This window comes from Deltaproteobacteria bacterium GWA2_45_12, assembly GCA_001797365.1.
GTDB lineage: Bacteria > UBA10199 > UBA10199 > UBA10199 > UBA10199 > UBA10199.
Map to the genome: position 1 here is coordinate 1,041 of MGPH01000007.1, position 19,344 is coordinate 20,384.

The window sequence follows — 19,344 nt, forward strand, 5'->3', positions numbered from 1 at the left end:
ATCACCGCGGGTTATTATGTTCCCGGAGTGGTCATGCCGGGGGTTGGCTACGTTAGTTTTTCAAGCTATAGGCACTCCCCCCGCCTCTATTTTTGGGGCAATTTTTATTCCTGGTACTCTACTTCCCCTGCCTCGTTTTATTATATGGATCCGGATCAACCCATTCGCGATAGTTCGATGAAAAATGCCCTGATGGTCGAAGGCGAACGACGTTATCAGGAATGGGTGATGGTTCAACGTGCCAGACAAGCCATGACTTATGCCTTGGAACAAGGGGTGACTCCCCAACCACCCGCACAAACCCAACCCTTGGAAGCCCCCCATCTTGAAGTGGCTCCGCAGGAAGCGCCTCACGTCCCTTCCACAAATTAACCCTTCGACGAGGCTCCCTCCAGAGGCGGGCAGGCAGGGTGTCCTTTATTTTTCAATATTTTAATTGGACATGGTGAGCCCCGTCGAACCATGAACTGGGACTTTGTCAACAAACTGCTAGAAAGGCGAACACCCTCCATAGGTGGGCAGGCAAGGTTCGCCCCTTGTATCTACAAAGTTATCTGCCTCAACGCTTCGCCTGCAACCATGGCTACTGCTGAAGAAAGATTCAAGCTTCGTACACCGGACTCTTTCATGGGAATGGTGATGGTGTTTTCGCCACCGCCTTTTCGTATATCTTCGGATAAACCTTTTGTTTCACTTCCAAAAATTAAGTAATCCCCTTTTTGATACAGGACATCCGTGTAGGACTTTTTTGATTTTGTCGTAAGATAATAATGCCGCCCTTCTCCGTGACTCTTTAAAAATTCGGCCCAAGAGGAGTAGACATGCCAATCCACATAGGGCCAATAGTCAAGCCCCGCCCTTTTTAAATAACGGTCTTCTGTTGAAAAGCCGAGCGGCCCCACCAAATGCAGGGTCAGCTTCATGGCGGCACAAAGCCTGGCTACATTTCCGGCATTGGGGGGAATTTGGGGTTCTACAAGAACAATATGCAAGGGGCTCATGACTTGGCTCTATCAAGAAATGACAAACGTCCCAATCTTATTTTTTGCAATTCAAAATCCAGAAAAATCTTCTTTAAAAAGAAAGCCACACCAAAACCAGCAAACACATCCAAAATATAATGTTGTTTAAAGGTGAGTGTTGAAATGGAAATAAGAATGGCCAACACAAACAAAAAATTCTCCAAAGAGGGTTTGAATTTTTTGACCACAAAATAGGAAAGAAAAGCCCCTGTCACATGCAAAGAAGGAAAACAATTGAGTGGAGGGTTGTCAAACTTATAGAAGCCATCCACCAAACGCATAAACCAGCTCGTGGGGACAACAAGATTGGGTCTTAAATGATATTCAACGGGATAAACAAGCCACACGATCAAGTGAATAAAAAGGGCACTTGCAAACATGGCAAAGCAAAGAAGGATATCGGTGCGGTTTTTCAATAAAAAAAAGACCATCACGGGCACGATGTAGACAGTAATGTAAACCCAGAAAGTCCAGACAAAAAAAGGGATTGATTCATCTAATGGAAGAGCCAGGGAATGAAGAGTGCCGGCCTGTATCACATATTTGGCCGTGGCAAAATAGGAGGCCATAAACAAACAAACGTAGAGAACAACCAAAGTCAAACGACCAAGGATTCCCATCCTCACCTCCCCTTTTTAAGGAAACAAACCTAGTTTAAATGGATTTTAAGAAGGAGTAAATACGTTAAATTTTTGAAAAAAAGAATTTATTCAACAACCACAAGGATGGATCCACTTTCAACCGACTGACCTTCATTAGCTCGCACATCAACAACAACTCCATTTTTGGGTGAAGTGAGTTCATTTTCCATTTTCATGGCTTCCAAAATAACAATGCCCTGGCCTTCTGAAACCTTGTCCCCTTTTTTAACCTTAACCGCCACAATTTTTCCGGGCATCATGGCGGCAATTTCAACGGGGCCATCAAGCTTGTGGCCTGCCCCTTCCTTGCCGGAAGCTTTGCGTTTTAAAATGGCGCGCTGATCTTCCAGTTTGAAGGAAAGATGTTCTCCATCCCAAAAAGCATCGACATTGGAATCTTTGTGAAAAAAACGGAGATCATAGGACTTGTGCTCGTTAACAACGGAATAATGATGGAACCCTGCTTTATGCACATCCAACACCCATTGCTTCTCCCCCGATTTGATTTTGATGGAATCTTTCCCGAGCTCTTCCACTTCAATGGGAATCTCCTGGTTGTTGTAGGTGGCTGTAAATTTTGTGCCCATATTAAAATCTTTTCCCCAAGGCTTCGCGCAACCCCAATATTTTCCAGGGTGATGATTCCGTAGGGACAATCCTAGGATTGTCCCTACCCGTTCCAATATTTTTTTGCGATTTCATCTGATCATAGGCGGCCAAACCAAAAATCCATTCTTGGGGGAATTCGATTTTCCTTTTTTCAAAAAGCTCCGGATGATCATCAATAAAACGCGTGTAAGTATTCCCTTTTACGAATTCAGGATGTTCAATAATGGTTCTTAAAAAAGAAATATTGTTTTTGAAACCGCCGATTTCATATTCCCGCAAGGCACGGGTCATGCGAGCAAGAGCCTGTTCGCGGTTTTCACCCCAGGTGATGAGCTTGGCGATCATGGGGTCATAAAAAATGGGAATGGTGGCCCCTTCATAAACACCCGTGTCGTGGCGTACCCCCGGGCCCTCAGGAAGATTGATCCACTGAATAGTCCCTGGTGAGGGCATGAAATTATTGTCAGAATCTTCCGCATACAAACGGCATTCCACAGCAGCTCCGTGAATTTTGACATCGGCCTGTTTAATGGGAAGTGGTTTCCCTTCCCCGATGGCGATTTGAAGGGCGACCAAATCCAACCCTGTAATCATTTCCGTAACAGGATGTTCGACCTGTAAGCGTGTATTCATTTCCAAGAAATAGAAATTTTGATCGTCATCCATGAGGAACTCAATGGTTCCAACCCCCGTGTAATTCACCTTTTCGCACAAACGGAGACAGGATTTCATCATGGCCTCGCGCGTTTCAGGCTTGATAAGGCCGAAAGGAGCTTCTTCCACGATTTTTTGATGGCGGCGCTGAAGAGAGCAGTCACGTTCAAATAAATGCAAACGGTTTCCATGTTGATCACAGATCATTTGCACTTCAATGTGACGAGCTTTTTTTAAGTATTTTTCAATATATAAAGAACCATCATTAAAGGCTTTCTTTGCCTCTGAAGTAGCGCGATCAAAAGCCGATTCAATCTCACTTTCCTTTTCAACAATGCGCATGCCCTTTCCACCCCCACCGGCAGACGCTTTAAGTAAAACGGGATATTTCATTTCTTTGGCCAGTTGTTTGGCCTCGGCAATATCTTTTAAGGGACGTTGAATACCGGGAACCATCGGCACTTTGGCTTCAAGGGCCACTTTGCGTGCCTCAATTTTATCTCCCATTTTGCGGATAGAGTCAGGATCGGGCCCCAAGAAAATAATTCTGGCGTCTTTGCAAGCTTGGGAAAAAGGCGCCTTCTCCGACAAGAAACCGTATCCCGGATGAATCGCATCGGTCTTGCTCTTTTTGGCCACATCAATAATTTTGTCGATAATAAGGTAGCTTTCGATGGAGGGAGATGGCCCGATAAAATAAGCCTCATCGGCCAATTGAACATGGAGGGCGGTACGATCAGCTTCTGAATAAACAGCCACCGTACCAATGCCCAAATCACGGCAGGTACGCATGATACGCACGGCAATTTCACCGCGGTTGGCAATGAGGATTTTTCTGATTTTTTTCATAGGTCCTATAGGTCCTATTGGACCTATTTTTAAAGCGGTATATTTCCGTGTTTCTTTTGCGGATTTGTATCCACCTTGTTTTGCAACATTTCCAAAGACTCAATCACTTTTTTACGTGTCAGCGATGGCAAAATCACTTCGTCAATATAGCCCAGTTCAGCGGCTTTATAGGGGCTCGCAAATTTTTCACGATATTCTTGGACAAGTTTACTCTTCTCATCATCTGCATTGGCCCCCATTAATTGCTTGCGGAAAATAATATTCACAGCGCCATCAGGCCCCATCACCGCAATTTCAGCACCGGGATAAGAAAAATTAATATCCCCGCGAATATGCTTGGAGCTCATCACGTCGTAGGCTCCGCCATAAGCCTTCCGGGTAATAACGGTGACCTTGGGAACCGTGGCCTCACAAAAAGCATAAAGCAATTTGGCCCCGTGCAGAATAATGCCGCCATATTCCTGGTCACTGCCGGGCAAGAAACCGGGAACATCCACAAAAGTGACCAACGGAATATTAAAGGCATCACAAAAACGGACAAAGCGCGCACCCTTAATAGAAGCATCAATATCCAAACAGCCTGCCAAATGAGCGGGCTGGTTGGCGAGTATACCAACGGAGCGTCCCCCAAGACGGGCAAAACCCACCACCATGTTTTTGGCATAGTGTTCATGGATTTCCAAAAACTGCCCGTCATCAACTACTTCTTTAATAAGAAGCTTCATGTCGTAAGGTTTGTTTGGATTGTCGGGAATAAGCGCATTCAATTTTTCAGAAATGCGATCGGCCGGATCGTTTGTGGGCACAAAGGGAGTGTTTTCCCTGTTATTGGAAGGGATGTAGCTAAAAAGTTCACGTGCAAATTGAATACAGGCTTCTTCCGATTCGGCCGCATAGTGAGCCACCCCACTTTTGCTTGCGTGGGTCATGGCACCGCCAAGATCTTCTTTAGTTATATTTTCGTGTGTTACTGTTTTTATGACATCGGGTCCGGTAATAAACATGTGCGAGGTATTTTTGACCATTAAAATGAAATCAGTCATGGCCGGGGAATAAACCGCTCCGCCTGCACATGGGCCCATGATCAGCGAAATTTGGGGGATAACGCCACTCTGCAAAACATTGCGTAAAAAGATGTCGGCATATCCCGCCAAACTCATCACACCTTCCTGAATACGAGCCCCTCCGGAATCATTCAAACCAATGACGGGAGCCCCCGTTTTGGCCGCCAAATCCATTACCTTGCAGATTTTCTTGGCAAAAGCCTCACCCAACGAACCACCATACACTGTAAAATCCTGGGCAAAGACATAAACCAACCGTCCATCGATTTTGCCGTAACCGGTAACAACACCATCGCCCAATATTTTATTTTCTTCCATACCAAAGTCAGAACACCGATGAGTCATGAAACGGTCGGTTTCAACAAAAGTATTCGGATCAAGAAGCAATTCAACACGCTCACGAGCCGTTTTTTTGCCTTCCTTGTGCTGTTTGGCAATACGGTCTTCGCCCCCACCGACCAAGGCCAAGGCTTCTTTTTCTTTGAGAATTTCGATTTTGTCTTTCACGATAAAACCTTTTGTTTGCTCTTGATTGATCCTTCGACTCAAACTTTAGCCCCTTGGGGCCGAAATAAAAAAACGGATCAAACTAAAAAAATGCAGAATCAAGAGATCGAGTTTGTAAACAGGAGGGTTGTTTTAGTCAAGCGTTTCCTACCTTTTCATCACTTAGCCCACTTCTTATTTCCAATCTCAAAATATTTTTTCCTATAAATTTTTCGGATCTATTTTGACTTCTTTTTCCTCAATCAAATCAAGGGCGACCTGCGGCAAAATCTTTCTTGCGGGATTATCAAATTCCAGCGGGTCTCCCCACATTTTAAAGGCCAGCCAAGATGCTTGGAAAATCTGGCCCTGCGTCATCAGCTCGCCAACTTCCAATAAATCACTCACACGATCCACAATTTTGCGTGCCAGGGCAGGAATATCCTCCCTCTTCAAACCACCAACCCTCTCTTGAAGCTGACTCAAAGCTTTTTCATACAAAGTACGGGTTTGAGGAGCCTGGGTTTTGGGCCACGATTCAAGATATCCTTTCACTTCCTTAAAGAGGCGTCCCCAGAAATCAAAACGGGCCGAATCGCGCATGATTTGAAGACAAAGAATATTGTGCGGCCCTTCCCATGTTTCCACAATCAAACTGTCACGCAAAATCCGGGGTAGAATGCTAAAGTCTTGAATAATTCCGTTAGCCCCCAAAACAATGATGGCCTCTTTCACATTTTCAGTGAGTTCAAAAGCCGTTCGGTATTTTAAAAGATTGATCAAAAAACGTTGCCAGAAACGTTGCTCATTGTCTTCCGGCAAGAAACCATTTTCGTCCAACAGCTTCCATAGCTTGATTGAAAGAAGGCGGCGAGATTCAAGTTTGGTGAGGATGGAGACAAGGGTTTCCTGAATGAGGGGAAATTGATCCAATGTATTCCCAAAAGCCATCCGTTGAGCCGCATAATTTCTGGCTTCTGCAAAAGCTCTGCGATGAATGGCCAAGCTATTGGCGGCATTATGCACACGCGACACATTTAAAATGTAATTCATCAGATTGTGAAAACCTTCTTCTTTTTTTCCTATAAGAAATGCTTTGGAACCTTCAAAATCAATTTCAGCGGTGGGGAGGGACTGGGTTCCCAATTTATCTTTTAAACGCTTGATGGAAAGTGAATTCGGAACAAGCTTACCTTCCGATTCAATCACGCGCGGGATAAAGAAAATGGCCAATCCTTCCGTGCCGGCAGGGGCCCCTTCAGGCCTTGCCAAAACAAGAAAAAACTCATCGGTGGCTGAACAATACCATTTCTCAGCAAACACTCCCCAAGTGCCATCCGTGTTTTGAACGGCTCGGCCTTCAATGGCGCCCACGTCCGATCCGCCATTTTGTTCGGTGATAAACTGGGCCCCTGCCAAGGGAAATTGCTCTGACTCAAGGAGGGGGAGGTATTTTTTCTTCACGAAATCGGGAGCCAAGGCCTTCAACACACGAATCAGCCCATCGGTACAAGCCAAAGGACAGGTAACGCCGGACTCTCCCAATTGGGCCAAGAGATAAATTTTGGAAAACTTTTCAACTTCTGTGGGGCTGGTCCACAACCCCTTTTCAACCACCTGCCTGCGAATCGTGCGGGTTTCCATGGGAAGAACAATTTTTTCAACGCGGTTGCCAACCCGATCGTATTTTTCGATGCGGGGAAGTTTTTCAGGGCGGGCCGCTTCATCGGCCAAAAGATTCCACGCTGGAAGATTTTTTTCCCAGTTGTTGAGAACTTCACCCAACCGCGCCGCTTCTTTCTCACCCACAACATATTTTAACTGTTTTTGAAAACCTTTATCAGTCGTATAAAGATTTTCCGATACCTTGTTTTGAAATTGTTTCAGTGTTTGCATGTTGACATGGATCATGGTGAGAAGGTGATGGGGCGCTTTCTTTTATGACTCATTACCTTTTCCCATAAACCATTTTCTGGCCATTCTTAAAACCGATTCTTCCACATTCAATCTTTTGAGTTCTTCAAAAGTGAACCATTGTAATTTTTCCGATTCAGCGCTACACAAAAAGTTTTCATGGGGCGCACGCAATAAAAACCGGGCATCATAATGAAGATGTTCCGGCTCATGGTCCCTTTTGGGAATAAGGTGAACATCAATATCAAAGATGCCGTTTTCTACAGGATAAACACCCGAAATGCCAGATTCTTCTTCTGCCTCTCGCACGGCCACATTCAAAATGATGGGGTCACCATCGGCATGCCCCCCACATTGCATCCATTTCTGCAGTTTCTTATGGAAATGAAGGAGAACCTTATCTTCTGTTGGATGAAGAAGCCAGGTCGAGCCTGTCACATGCCCCTTCGTTAAAGAACGCTCAAAGCAGAGGGGATTTTCTCTTACAAAGTGAATAAAATTGTTTTTTATCAATTCATCTTGGGAATCTTGGGGAGAATAAGTCTGTAGCAAATCTAATAAGTTTTGACGATGCATAGGGTCATAGAGACGAGGGCGCTGTCTGCACCTTTTCCCGTCTTAAATCATCGGTGGCTTCACTTAATCCATCGAGCGTTAATGGATACATGGGAAAAACCTTGGAGACAGATTTTATCGTGACATGATCCCAATAGGCTTTGGGTTCGGGATTAAGCCATATCGAATGGCTAAAATGTGTTTTTAATTTGATCAGCCATTCCAAACCGGCAGATGGGTTGTTTTCCCAATAATCAATGGAACCCCCCGGCGAAAAAAGTTCATAGGGGTTCATGCAAGCATCCCCCACAATAATCAACCGGAAACTTTTCCTGAATTTTTTAAACAAATCATTGGTGGGAACCGACTCATTCCGATGAATGTTTGTAAACACTTTTCCATAAATGCAGTTATGAAAATAAAAATGATGAAAAGCCTTGAAATGCTTTGAAGCATGGGCCGCTGAAAAAAGGGCCTCCATGAGTTGGATATAAGGATCCATGCTTCCTCCCACATCCATCAAAAGCAAAAGTTCTGTCTGATTTTTTTTGTCCGCTTCGAAAACGAGTTCAATTTCTCCTGCGTTTTTGGCCGTTTTTTCAACAGACTTTTCAATCGACAAAAAATCAGTCGGCCCTTCCCTCTCCAGTTTTTTCAATCGTTTCAGGGCCACCTTAAACTGGCGCACATCAAGGGTTCGATCATGGCGATAATTGGCAAAGCGCCTTTCTTCGGCCACTTTGACCGCCATGCGCCCCCCACCGGGCCCACCCAAACGGATGCCTGAAGGGTGAGTTCCTGAATGTCCAAAGGGCGAAGTGCCCCCCGTGCCAATCCAGTGGCTCCCCCCATGGTGTTCTTCCATCTGCTGGCGCATGCGTTCCAAAAAATTTTTTCTTAGTTCATCCAAAGTCAATGGGGGAATATTGGGCATGGCAGGCCGTTTTCCTTCCACCATTTTGTCCAACCACTTAAGCAACTCATCTTTAGCCTTAAAATCCCCTTCCCTTCCCTTGAAACAAACAAGAAAAGCCTCATCGTAGGCATCAAACAAGGCTTCCGACTTCACCAAGATGGCCCGGGCCAGATAATAAAATTTGTCGAGGGAGAAATCATTTAAATCCTGGGCAATGGTCTCCATAAGGGTGAGCCATTCATTGATCCCCACGGGAATTTTAAAGGCGCGAAGAGTATAGAAAAAGGGAAGTAACATGCTTCTTCCGTAGGGGCGCTGCTTGCTGCGCCCTTCATTGAAATAGGGCCCTGGGCGCAGCAAGCAGCGCCCCTACACGCGGATTTTCATATCCTCATCTTTTTTAATGAGGCAACCAAGCAATGGGATGTCTTTGAGCAAGTCCTGGGCACCAACTCCCATGGCCATAAGAGCATGCAGCCAGTCAATCAGTTCAGAAGTGGAAGGAGGTTTTCTTAAGTGAGTTTGGGCGCGTATTTGATAAAAACGGCGCAGGGCATTTTCAAGAAGGGTTTTTTCGATATCGGGAAAGTGCACTTTTACAATCTGCTTCATCATTTCGATATCGGGGAATTCAATATAATAAAACACGCATCGGCGAAGGAAAGCATCCGGCAATTCTTTTTCGGAATTGGAGGTAATCACCACCAAGGGGCAATGCCTGGCCTTGATTTCTTCCCCTGTTTCCGGAATGGAAAAACGCATTTCATCCAGTTCAGTTAGGAGATCGTTGGGGAATTCAAGATCAGCCTTGTCAACTTCGTCAATAAGCAAAACAACGGGTTCAGAAGATGTAAAAGCCTCTCCCATTTTTCCTAATTTGATGTAACGCTTGATGTCGCGGACATTGCCTTCCCCAAAGCGGCTATCGTTTAAACGCTGGACGGTGTCGTAATTATACAAACCCTCCTGGGCCTTGGTCGTGGACTTCACGTTCCATGTCAACAACGGACGCCCAATGGCCTGGGCCACTGAAGAGGCCAGAACTGTTTTCCCCGTGCCCGGCTCCCCTTTGATGAGCAAAGGACGCCCAATGGCCAAAGAAACGTTGACAACGTCGGTTAAGTCTTGGGAGGCAATGTAATCTTTGGTGCCTTTATATTTCATAGGTCCTATTGGTCCCATAGGACCCATTAAACGATTTAATATTGCTTTACACTCGGATCAATCTCGACCGACCAGTCATGAATTCCACCACTCAGATTGGTGACATTTTTATAGCCAAGACTCGTCAAATACTGGCAGGCCTTCATCGACCGACCCCCATGGTGGCAATGAATGACAATTTCGTCATCGGGATGTAGGGGAGAATTTTGAGCTGCTATACAAGTAGAAAATTCGGAGAGCGGAATAAAAGTGGAACCTTCAATGCGGCACAAATCATATTCTGTCTTCTCGCGACAATCAACAAGCTTGAAGTTTTCCTTGTTATCGATTTTATTTTTTAATTCTTTAACGGATATCTGCTTTATATTCATAAAGCGGATTTACCAAAGCTTTTAAAATAAGCAATAACAAAAACTTTTCTGTCGAAAATGGCAGCCAACTTAAACAGATTGGATCAGCTGCTTTTAAGATGGGACAGAAGAGCCTGAACCGTGTTTTTGGCATCACCAAAAACCATCCGTGTATTGGGGCAGTAAAAAAGAGGATTATCAATGCCCGAAAACCCGGAGGCCATGGAGCGCTTAAGCACAAAAACCGTTTTGGCGCGATCAACCTCGATGATGGGCATTCCGTAAATGGGGCTGCTCTTGTCTGTTTTGGCTGACGGATTCACCACGTCATTGGCACCAATGACAATGGCGACGTCCACATTTTCCATGTTCGGGTTAACATCTTCGGGTTCAACAAGGGAATCATAGGGGACATTGGCTTCGGCAAGTAGAACGTTCATATGCCCCGGCATGCGTCCGGCCACAGGGTGAATGACATATTTGATTTCCGTTCCATTATTTTCCAGGATTTCACCCATCTCTCGAACGGCATGCTGAGCCTGGGCCACAGCCAGACCATAACCAGGAACAACAATGACTTTGGATGCCGCTTTTAAAACCTCAGCGGCTTCCTCAACACTCATTTCAACAACGACTCCTTTTTGATCCCCTGTTGGAGCGGCCACCTCGCCACCAAAGGCTCCAAATATGACGTTTCTAAAGGAACGATTCATGGCCTTACTCATCAGCATCGCCAGAATAAAACCGGATCCGCCATCAAGAGCGCCGCAAATGATAAGAACGGTGTTTCCCAAGGCAAACCCCGAAAAGGAGGCCGCAAGCCCTGCATAAGAATTAAGAAGACAAATCACGACGGGCATATCAGCTCCGCCAATCGGAAGAACCAATGAAACACCCAAAACAAATCCTAAAGCGAGCACGGTATAAAATATGTGGGGCTGGTGTGGATTGATAATTAGCAAAACCACCAACACGACTCCTACTGCCATAGCCAATAAATTAAGCTGATTTTGAGATTTAAAAGTCTGGGGTTTGCCCGGCAAGAAACCCTGAAGCTTACCAAAAGCCATAAGACTTCCAGTAAAAGTAAGAGACCCCAACAAAACCTCAAACCCCACGGCTCCCATCGAAAAAGGACTGATATGCATCCCTGGAACAGAGTGACGTATGTATTCAACAATACCCACAATGGCCACCGCCAAACCACCAAAAGAGTGGGAAAGGGCAATTCGTTCCGGCATTTTTGTCATGGGAATCCAAAGACCCATGGGGATACCAATCACAGTTCCCACAATCAGTCCGGCGATAATCCATTCGTAGCGAATAATATCCTGATGGAGAAGGGTCCCCACAACGGCCACCAACATACCAACGGCGGCCAGGTTAATCCCCCTTCGTGCCGTGTTGGGTTTCCCCAACCCTTTAAGCCCAAGGATGAAACAAAGAGACGCAATAATATAAGAGATATATACAATATAAATCATTTTGCTTTTCCTTCTTTCTTACGAAACATTTTAAGCATACGGTCCGTGATTAAAAAACCACCCACCACGTTGATAGTGGCACACATGACTGCAATAGACCCCAAAATGGAGCTTAAGGTTCCATATTTACCACCCGCAGCCACAAGGGAAGCAACCAGCGAGATACCCGATATGGCATTGGTTGCCGACATCAGAGGGGTGTGAAGCAGTGCAGGAACTTTTGAAACCAGTTCATAACCCAAAAAGATTGAAAGCATGAAAACATAGGCCAGACTGATAATTAAAAAAGGATCCATAAATTATTCCCCTTTCGATTTTAGGGGGCTTGCGTCGCCCCCTTCCAACGGCAAAGCCGCTGGAACCTTCCCCCTCAACGCCCTTCGGGCTTGGTGAATCTCCGGGGAAGTATCCCACGCCGGAAGAGATTCACTTAACCAAATAAAACTTTTCCTTCGTGACAGACAACACAACTCTTTAAAATGTCGTCACTCAGATTAAGTTGAAATTTTTTGTTGGTCTTGTCCCAAAATTCCTGAATGAGGTTATAGAGATTGCTTGCATACATTTTGCTGGCATCCTGGGCCACCAATCCGGGCAAATTGGCAATACCGACAATTTTTACTCCGCCCACATCAACTTCTTCTCCTTTGACAGAGCCCTCAACATTGCCCCCTGTTTCAACAGCCATGTCAATGACAACACTTCCGGGCTTCATGGCCTGGATCATGTCTGTGGTAATCAATACAGGAGCTTTTCTGCCAAAAATTTGAGCCGTTGTAATAACAACATCGGCTTGCGAGCAGTGTTTCTTCATCCCCTCTTTTTGCTTGGCCAACTGTTCGGGGGTTAATTCTTTGGCGTACCCTTGGGCCGTCTGACCCGTTTCACCCAAATCAATTTTCACAAATTGACCACCTAAAGATTTGACCTGTTCTTCAACAACAGGGCGCGTGTCGAAGGCTTCAACCCGAGCCCCCATTCTTTTGGCTGTGGCAATGGCTTGCAGCCCGGCAACACCGGCCCCAATGATAAATACCTTGGCAGGTGCCAAGGTGCCCGCGGGGGTCATCATCATCGGGAATATTTTTGGCAAGCGTTGGGCGGCTACAATAACGGCCACATATCCTCCCAAAGAAGCTTGGGAACTTAAGCTATCCATTTTTTGTGCGCGAGTGCTGCGAGGAATCATTTCCATGCTGATGGCCGAAACGCCTTGACTGGCAAGTGCTCCCACAAGAGTCTTTTCATTAAAGGGGTCAAGGTAACTTACATGGATGGCGCCTTTTTTAAGGGAGCTTACTTCTTCAACAGCCGGCTTTCTTAAGCGGCACACCATATCGGCCTGCGATAAACTCTCTTGACGATTTTTACTTAAGCTACAACCGACCTTGGTATAAGCTTCATCCGAAAAACCCAGATGGGTTCCCAATGAAGATTCGATTTCTAGGCTTGCCCCCAGCTTGACAAGTTTGTCTGCCAAAGCAGGGATCATGGATATCCGGTTTTCACCTGGAGTTGTTTCTTTTGGAATAAAGATTTTCATGGCGGCTGAAGTTGCTCCAAGTTCTTTCTTTTTTCAAGATAAAAATTTTTTTAAAAGATGACTTTGCTCATGGTCGGCATGCCTATATTATGATTGGCTCAAGCGCTCCCAGGAGGGATCAAATTTATGGCTAAACCCGAATTTAACTCAAAAATAAGTGAACGAATCGATTATGGCCCTGAGGTCTCTATTTTTAGAGTTGTCCCCATGGGCTGGGAATTTCCGACCTTTAAACCAGGGCAATTTGCCATATTGGGATTGCCGGGTTCTACAACGCGCCATGCCTTGGGGCTTCCGGACAAAAAAACCGTCGATCCCGACAAGTTTATCCAAAGAGCTTACTCAATCGCCTCGTCACCCAAAAATCGCGATACCATCGAATTTTACATCACGATGGTTAAAGACGGGGTTCTCACTCCTAGACTTTGGAATCTCAAAGTCGGCTCTGAAATTTATATGTCCCCAAAAATTTCAGGGCATTTTTATATGGATGATATCCCTGCCGACAAAAACATCGTATTAGTGGCCACCGGTACAGGAATAGCGCCTTTCAATAGCATGCTGCAAACTTTTCTTTATCAAAACAATCAACGCCGTTTTGCCCTGTTTCATGGTGTCAGAATAAGTCAGGATCTGGGCTATCGGTCCGAATGCGTTTTGATGGAACGTTCGTGTTCCCGCTTCAATTATTTCCCCATGATCAGCAGGCCCCATGAAGACCCCATTCCCTGGAAGGGCCCCGTGGGGCATGTCCAAAGATTATGGTCCGACCGGGTTTTGGAAAAAGCCTGGGGCTTCAAACCCACGCCTGAAAACACCCATGTCTTTCTTTGCGGTTCTCCTGGCATGATCGATTCGATCATCCCGCTCATGGGGCAAGATGGTTTCAAAGAGCACAAAAACACAGAGCCGGGCACCGTTCACGTTGAACGTTACTGGTAACAGTTATTTGACTCGTTTTTGGTTTAAAGTTATAGAGTGCCGCACTCATGGCACCTAAAAACCCAAAAAAAATTCCGGAACAAACCCGCAAACAATTCCAGACGCTGTCTGATCTTGAAGTTAAAGAACTCTATCTCCCTCAAAAAAGTGACGCCAATTACAATGAAAACCTTGGGTATCCCGGCCAATTTCCCTTTACGCGCGGGGTTCAACCCAACATGTACCGCGGGCGTTTTTGGACCATGCGCCAATATGCCGGCTTTGGTACGGCAAAGGAATCAAACAAACGTTATCGTGATCTGATCGCCCATGGAGGCACCGGGCTATCGGTGGCTTTTGACCTTCCCACACAGATGGGTCTTGATTCAGATGATGTGCGCTCAAAAGGTGAAGTGGGAAAAACAGGAGTGGCCATTGATAGTTTGGAAGACATGGAAACGCTTTTTAACGGCATTGATCTTTCACAGGTTTCAACATCCATGACCATTAATGCAACCGCCTCCACCTTGCTGGCCCTTTACATCGCGGTGGCAGAAAAAAACGGAATTCCTTCTACAAAACTTTCAGGCACCATTCAAAACGATATTTTAAAAGAATACATTGCGCGCGGCACTTATGTTTATCCCCCTGCCCCGTCCATGCGCATCATTACGGATGTGTTTGCCTTTTGCAAAGACCATGTACCCAAATGGAACACCATTTCCATTTCCGGTTATCACATTCGTGAAGCAGGCTCGACCGCAGTTCAGGAAATCGCCTTTACTTTGGCCAATGGCTTGGCCTATGTGCAAGCCGCCCTTAATGCCGGCTTGAAAGTGGACGATTTCGCCCCACGGCTTTCCTTCTTTTTTAATGCTCATAATTATTTATTTGAAGAAGTGGCCAAGTTTCGTGCCGCACGTAGGCTTTGGGCCAAGCTGATGAAAAAACGCTTCAAGGCCGATGACCGTTCATGCCAGCTTCGCTTTCACACCCAAACAGCGGGCTGTTCCCTTATGGCCCAACAAATTGACAACAACGTCGTACGTGTAGCCTACCAAGCTCTAGCCGCCGTACTTGGTGGTACACAAAGTTTACACACCAATTCGCGCGATGAGGCTTTAGCATTACCTACGCATGAGTCCGCGATGTTGGCCCTTCGTACTCAACAGGTGCTCGCTTATGAAACAGGCGTCACCGATACAATCGATCCTTTGGCCGGCTCTTATTTTGTAGAAAATTTAACGGATAAAATTGAAGAAGAAGCCCTGAAGTTGATCCAACAAATTGATGAGATGGGCGGTTCGGTCAAGGCCATCGAAAAAGGGTTTCAACAATTGGCCATCCAAAACTCCGCATTTGAATATCAAAAGAAATGTGAGAATAAAGATTTGATTATTGTTGGCGTGAATCAATTTCAAACCAACGATCCCTTAAAACAGGATTTACTCAAAGTAAAACCCGAGCTTGAAATAAAGCAAGTCAACAAGCTCAAAAAACTTAAAACCAGCCGAGACAATTTAACCGTAAAACAAGCGCTGGAATCTCTTCAAAAAGCAGCAAAAGGGAAAGACAATCTCGTGCCCCACATCCTAAATGCCGTAAAATGCATGGCCAGCCTGGGCGAAATATCAAACGCCCTTCGCGCCGTGTTTGGGGAGTATCGTGAGACGGTGGTGCTGTAAGTGATGCATCATATAGCATTTAAAATAATTCTTGATTTCTAAGATGTACACTTTATACTGTACGCATGAAAGAGATTACCGCAACAGCCCTTCGGAAAAACCTCTTCCAAATCCTGGAACAGAGCTCCCACGCAATGCCTACAAAGGTCCTCTATAAAAAGGGGAACAATGTCATTGTCTCGTATCAGGCCTATCTGAACCTTAAAAAGAAAAAGAAAAAGGGACCGATAAAACTTACCCCCCTCATCGAAGGAAAAGTGGGACAACTTGACGAAAAAAGTGAAAAAGACCTTCTCACCTACATGGGCATCCAATGAACTATATCATCGACACCCATGTCCTGATCTGGCGTTTTGTTGAGCCCTCCCGGCTGAGCCAGAAACAGAAAATCATCTTCAAAAAAGAGACCAATCAATTCCTGGTACCTTCCATGAGTTTGTTGGAAGTCCAATATCTCACGGAAATAGGAAGAGTGAAGTTAGAGATGGGAGATTTTTTGATCGCCTTAAAAAATCAGGATAATTTTAGTATTGCCTCCTTTGATGAAGGGATTCTTCTCCATTCTTTAAAACTTACAAGCAATCGAGATCCTTTTGATCGAGTGATTCTCGCTCATGCCCTGGCTACATCAACAAAGATCCTAACCAGGGATCGATGGATGAAAGAAACAGCAGCTCATTTGGTTATTGATTGATACTTAAGAAAGTATTTCAGAAATATCGTAAAACAGTGGTGTTGTAGTTCATCACGGCACTTCGCACATATGGCCGTTCATTTCATATTCTTTGATAGCTTCGTCGTACAAAGAATGAAATAACTCTTCATTGGTGTAGCTTTGTTGTTCTGCCAACGGATAATGTTTTAGTTGGACTTTTACAAGGGCCACCAGGGGATGATTGGCCGGGTACGTCTTTGGGGGCATAACATCCAAAGTCATATCGCTAACAAATTGAGTAATATCGTTTTCTTTTGAAGGATCTGTGTTTGGGGCACGCGTTACAAAGCGGGCTTGTGCCCATTTCCTTGCCATTCGCAAAAACTCTTCATTCTTTATGGAGTTGGCTATGGTAAGATTTTTATGTTTTTGCCATTGAGCTCCTGTCGTTGTCAGCGTGGTTCCCATAGAGCTGAAATACCAGCGTAAGTCTTCATCAATCAAATAGGTCTTGGAAATTTCTGCAGAGCCCAGCTTGTCCAACTCATCCGTAATTTTAAAAATGCGACCAGCCATTGCATCCGTTGCTTCCTGAGTGGGAGATGCTTGTTGCATCTGAAATAAATAAGCTTTCACTGTATCGGCGATTGCTTTTCTGAAAACTTTTTCTTTTTGCATAGGATCCAGTTTATTAACGAGAGCATCCGCTCTTGGGTCAGAAGGAGATGTATAAAGCTCAACTGGTTGGCCGGGCTGGAAGCTATAATCATTTTTCAAGCCATCAAGATTTTCCTTCCATAAAACGGGTTTGTAATCCGTGCAATCAAGACCTAAAATACGATTGGCCCTGCGAACTCTTTCTGAAGAATTCTCAATGGAAGCTTCCAATGCCTTTCTTTCATCAGCCGATAGGGTCGCCCCATTTTTTTCCTTATAAGACTTTAGAAATTCAAGATCCACTGCATAAGCAAACCTTTCGTTCATGGTTAATGAAGCCTGGCGGGATGCATCCTTGTAATTGAAATGGTGTCTAAAGAAATAATTATGGGCAGCTTCATGGACTAAGGTTTTATAAAACTCCCAAGAATATTTCCTATCTTTGGGATGAGCCACTAAGGTGGTTCGTAAAATTCCGAACGCCCTTCCTGCAGCCTGATGTTGACTTAAAGCAGGATCATTTGCAGAACCCACATGAACCGTCTGCAAATTATCTCGCACAAGATTTTGATAAGTAAATTTTTGGTCTCCCATGGAAGCTTTTACTTCCCCAGAAACATCTAAGTTGGGAATCAATGCAGACAGACTCGCGCCACTAACCACAGCCACATCTCCATCTTTTAAAGTATTCAACGACTCCAAGTCTGTAATTTGTATGGGCGGGTGGGCACCTGTTTTCAAAAGATCATCTTGATCCTCAAACATTGCATCCAAATTTCCTCCACTGAGCCCTGAATTAAAAAGATAGCCCGTCCAAGCATCTAACATATTCATGACTCCATTAGAAAAACGATCCTTGGGATCCAAAGAGTGAAATATCTTAAACGCGTGGGCATGAAGGTTTTGAAAAAAAGCCCCTGTTCTTGCATCATTCACACGGTAACCATCTGCACGAGATAACGCTGCAGAAAAAGCATATTCAGCCGTTTTCGGGTCTCCAAAATCAGTGGTTAATCGAGCTAAATAAGCTTTGTAAAAAGAAGTGGTCAAAGGCAGTTTTTTTCTGGCCGCCACATCAGCTAAACAAACGAGCTCCTGCGCTGCCGATTTTATTTCAGCAGGATTTAATTGCCCATTTGTAATCAATATTTGAATCTCAAAAAAACGGATAAAAATTTGATCCGGGGCCATCTTCATGGCCTCTTGACATTTACCTTCAAGACCATGAGTTTTAAAAATCTCTTGGCTCACAGATTCTGAATAATATTTTTTTAAATGCTCCTCGAGCCATGCAAGTCCTTTTACCTTAAGCAAAAGAGCATAGGCTATATTAGAAGAAACAGAATAAGGACTCTCCAGATTATAAACAACTTCAGGATTTTGGAGTGCCTCCACTAATAAGCGCCTTGTAGAGACCGCTTCTATCCCCTTTAACTTGGCGGGATTTTTTTCCGTGAGTAGGGCGTAGGTATAAGCCCGATCCTCGGGAGTTACCTTGGGATTAGCAAGGGTTAAATAGAGGGTGATATTCTTGTTAGCCAGGATTTCTGTTAATTTTGGAGACGCAGGATCTGTTCCCAGAGCCCGGTTAATGAATGTTTGGATCCAGTCCAGCTTTTTAGCAGCGGCTTCATTTTTGACCGGCATGCTTAATTCAGGCGGACCTTTATATTCAAAGGCTTCGTCAAACAAAGTTTTAATGCTGCTTTCAATTTCTCTGACGGACATGCTAACCAGCTTAAAGCTGTTCATATTCAAAGCCATATTGAAAAGTCTTACTTCCCCTCCATCACATGAAGAAAATTCGGGCATGGAGGAGGCGTCTTTATTAAAATCATCAAATTCTTCGGGGGCGATTGAAATATCGGGGAAATGCCCTAAATCATCACTCACATTGCATTTATCATCCCGGCATCTCCAGGTGTATTTGGGAAGGGGGCATACGCCAGTTGCTTGTGTCATTTTGTTTCTCCAGTTTTCATTGTCTCAATATCGAAACCCATACCAACGCGTCCTTTATTATCGGCAAATAGCCCAAAAAGGTGCTTTCGATTTCACCAATTTTTTTGAACGGTAGAAAAGCCAAAAACCTCCTGTTTAAATAGCAATTTGGCATCCTCAATGTTTTGGTTTAATCTTTTGCCCATGAAATTTTTTTGAATCATCCGGGCATCC

The 19,344-nt window shown here is 44.8% G+C and carries 18 protein-coding genes and 1 pseudogene; 5 read left to right on the forward strand and 14 right to left on the reverse strand.

Annotated features, from left to right (window positions below):
- A pseudogene (locus tag A2048_01890) lies at window positions 1–372 on the forward strand (hypothetical protein).
- A gap of 170 nt (window positions 373–542) precedes the next feature.
- On the opposite strand, the gene A2048_01895 reads toward A2048_01890, so the two are convergent.
- The 13 genes from A2048_01895 to A2048_01955 all read right to left on the reverse strand — a co-directional run bounded on the left by A2048_01895 (window position 543) and on the right by A2048_01955 (window position 13,251).
- Window positions 543–1,001 (reverse strand): tRNA (uridine(34)/cytosine(34)/5-carboxymethylaminomethyluridine(34)-2'-O)-methyltransferase TrmL, encoded by a 459-nt coding sequence (locus A2048_01895; protein OGP10681.1) that lies wholly within the window; start codon window positions 999–1,001, stop codon window positions 543–545.
- Window positions 998–1,642 carry a hypothetical protein gene (locus tag A2048_01900; protein OGP10682.1) on the reverse strand — a complete coding sequence of 215 codons (645 nt, stop codon included), beginning with the start codon at window positions 1,640–1,642 and terminating at the stop codon, window positions 998–1,000. Before A2048_01900 ends, A2048_01895 begins: the two co-directional genes overlap by 4 nt.
- A gap of 86 nt (window positions 1,643–1,728) precedes the next feature.
- Entirely contained in the window at window positions 1,729–2,250 is a 522-nt protein-coding gene (locus tag A2048_01905) for a hypothetical protein (protein ID OGP10683.1), read from the reverse strand.
- Between the two features lies 1 nt (window position 2,251).
- Window positions 2,252–3,775, reverse strand: coding sequence for a hypothetical protein (locus A2048_01910; protein ID OGP10684.1), 1,524 nt, complete (start codon window positions 3,773–3,775; stop codon window positions 2,252–2,254).
- A gap of 29 nt (window positions 3,776–3,804) precedes the next feature.
- A complete protein-coding gene (locus A2048_01915) occupies window positions 3,805–5,346 on the reverse strand; it encodes a methylmalonyl-CoA carboxyltransferase (protein ID OGP10730.1) in 1,542 nt (513 codons plus the stop codon).
- A gap of 201 nt (window positions 5,347–5,547) precedes the next feature.
- The gene (locus tag A2048_01920; protein ID OGP10685.1) at window positions 5,548–7,236 is read right to left on the reverse strand and encodes a hypothetical protein; all 1,689 of its coding nucleotides are present in this window, start codon (window positions 7,234–7,236) and stop codon (window positions 5,548–5,550) included.
- Between the two features lie 27 nt (window positions 7,237–7,263).
- A complete protein-coding gene (locus A2048_01925; GenBank protein OGP10686.1) occupies window positions 7,264–7,815 on the reverse strand; it encodes a hypothetical protein in 552 nt (183 codons plus the stop codon).
- 4 nt (window positions 7,816–7,819) lie between these two features.
- A complete protein-coding gene (locus A2048_01930) occupies window positions 7,820–9,007 on the reverse strand; it encodes a VWA containing CoxE family protein (protein ID OGP10731.1) in 1,188 nt (395 codons plus the stop codon).
- A gap of 72 nt (window positions 9,008–9,079) precedes the next feature.
- Window positions 9,080–9,874: an ATP-binding protein gene (locus tag A2048_01935; protein OGP10687.1), complete on the reverse strand. Its 795-nt coding sequence runs from the start codon at window positions 9,872–9,874 to the stop codon at window positions 9,080–9,082.
- A 35-nt stretch (window positions 9,875–9,909) separates the two neighbouring features.
- Complete coding sequence (locus A2048_01940) at window positions 9,910–10,245, reverse strand: hypothetical protein (GenBank protein OGP10688.1); 336 nt, start codon at window positions 10,243–10,245, stop codon at window positions 9,910–9,912.
- Window positions 10,246–10,328: 83 nt separating this feature from the next.
- Complete coding sequence (locus A2048_01945) at window positions 10,329–11,708, reverse strand: NAD synthetase (GenBank protein OGP10689.1); 1,380 nt, start codon at window positions 11,706–11,708, stop codon at window positions 10,329–10,331.
- Window positions 11,705–12,004, reverse strand: a complete 300-nt coding sequence (locus A2048_01950; protein ID OGP10690.1) for a pyridine nucleotide transhydrogenase — start codon at window positions 12,002–12,004, stop codon at window positions 11,705–11,707. Before A2048_01950 ends, A2048_01945 begins: the two co-directional genes overlap by 4 nt.
- A 134-nt stretch (window positions 12,005–12,138) precedes the next feature.
- Entirely contained in the window at window positions 12,139–13,251 is a 1,113-nt protein-coding gene (locus A2048_01955) for an NAD(P) transhydrogenase subunit alpha (GenBank protein OGP10691.1), read from the reverse strand.
- Window positions 13,252–13,377: 126 nt separating this feature from the next.
- Between A2048_01955 and A2048_01960 the strand changes: the two genes are divergently transcribed.
- The 4 genes from A2048_01960 to A2048_01975 all read left to right on the forward strand — a co-directional run bounded on the left by A2048_01960 (window position 13,378) and on the right by A2048_01975 (window position 16,551).
- Window positions 13,378–14,193, forward strand: a complete 816-nt coding sequence (locus tag A2048_01960) for a hypothetical protein (GenBank protein ID OGP10692.1) — start codon at window positions 13,378–13,380, stop codon at window positions 14,191–14,193.
- A 47-nt stretch (window positions 14,194–14,240) separates the two neighbouring features.
- The gene (locus A2048_01965; protein ID OGP10693.1) at window positions 14,241–15,857 is read left to right on the forward strand and encodes a methylmalonyl-CoA mutase; all 1,617 of its coding nucleotides are present in this window, start codon (window positions 14,241–14,243) and stop codon (window positions 15,855–15,857) included.
- Window positions 15,858–15,922: 65 nt separating this feature from the next.
- Window positions 15,923–16,174: a hypothetical protein gene (locus A2048_01970; GenBank protein ID OGP10694.1), complete on the forward strand. Its 252-nt coding sequence runs from the start codon at window positions 15,923–15,925 to the stop codon at window positions 16,172–16,174.
- Window positions 16,171–16,551, forward strand: coding sequence for a hypothetical protein (locus tag A2048_01975; protein ID OGP10695.1), 381 nt, complete (start codon window positions 16,171–16,173; stop codon window positions 16,549–16,551). The genes A2048_01970 and A2048_01975 overlap by 4 nt, the downstream gene beginning before the upstream one ends.
- A gap of 51 nt (window positions 16,552–16,602) precedes the next feature.
- Here A2048_01975 and A2048_01980 read toward each other — a convergent pair whose 3' ends face one another.
- Window positions 16,603–19,131 carry a hypothetical protein gene (locus A2048_01980; protein ID OGP10696.1) on the reverse strand — a complete coding sequence of 843 codons (2,529 nt, stop codon included), beginning with the start codon at window positions 19,129–19,131 and terminating at the stop codon, window positions 16,603–16,605.
- Window positions 19,132–19,344 lie beyond the last annotated feature (213 nt).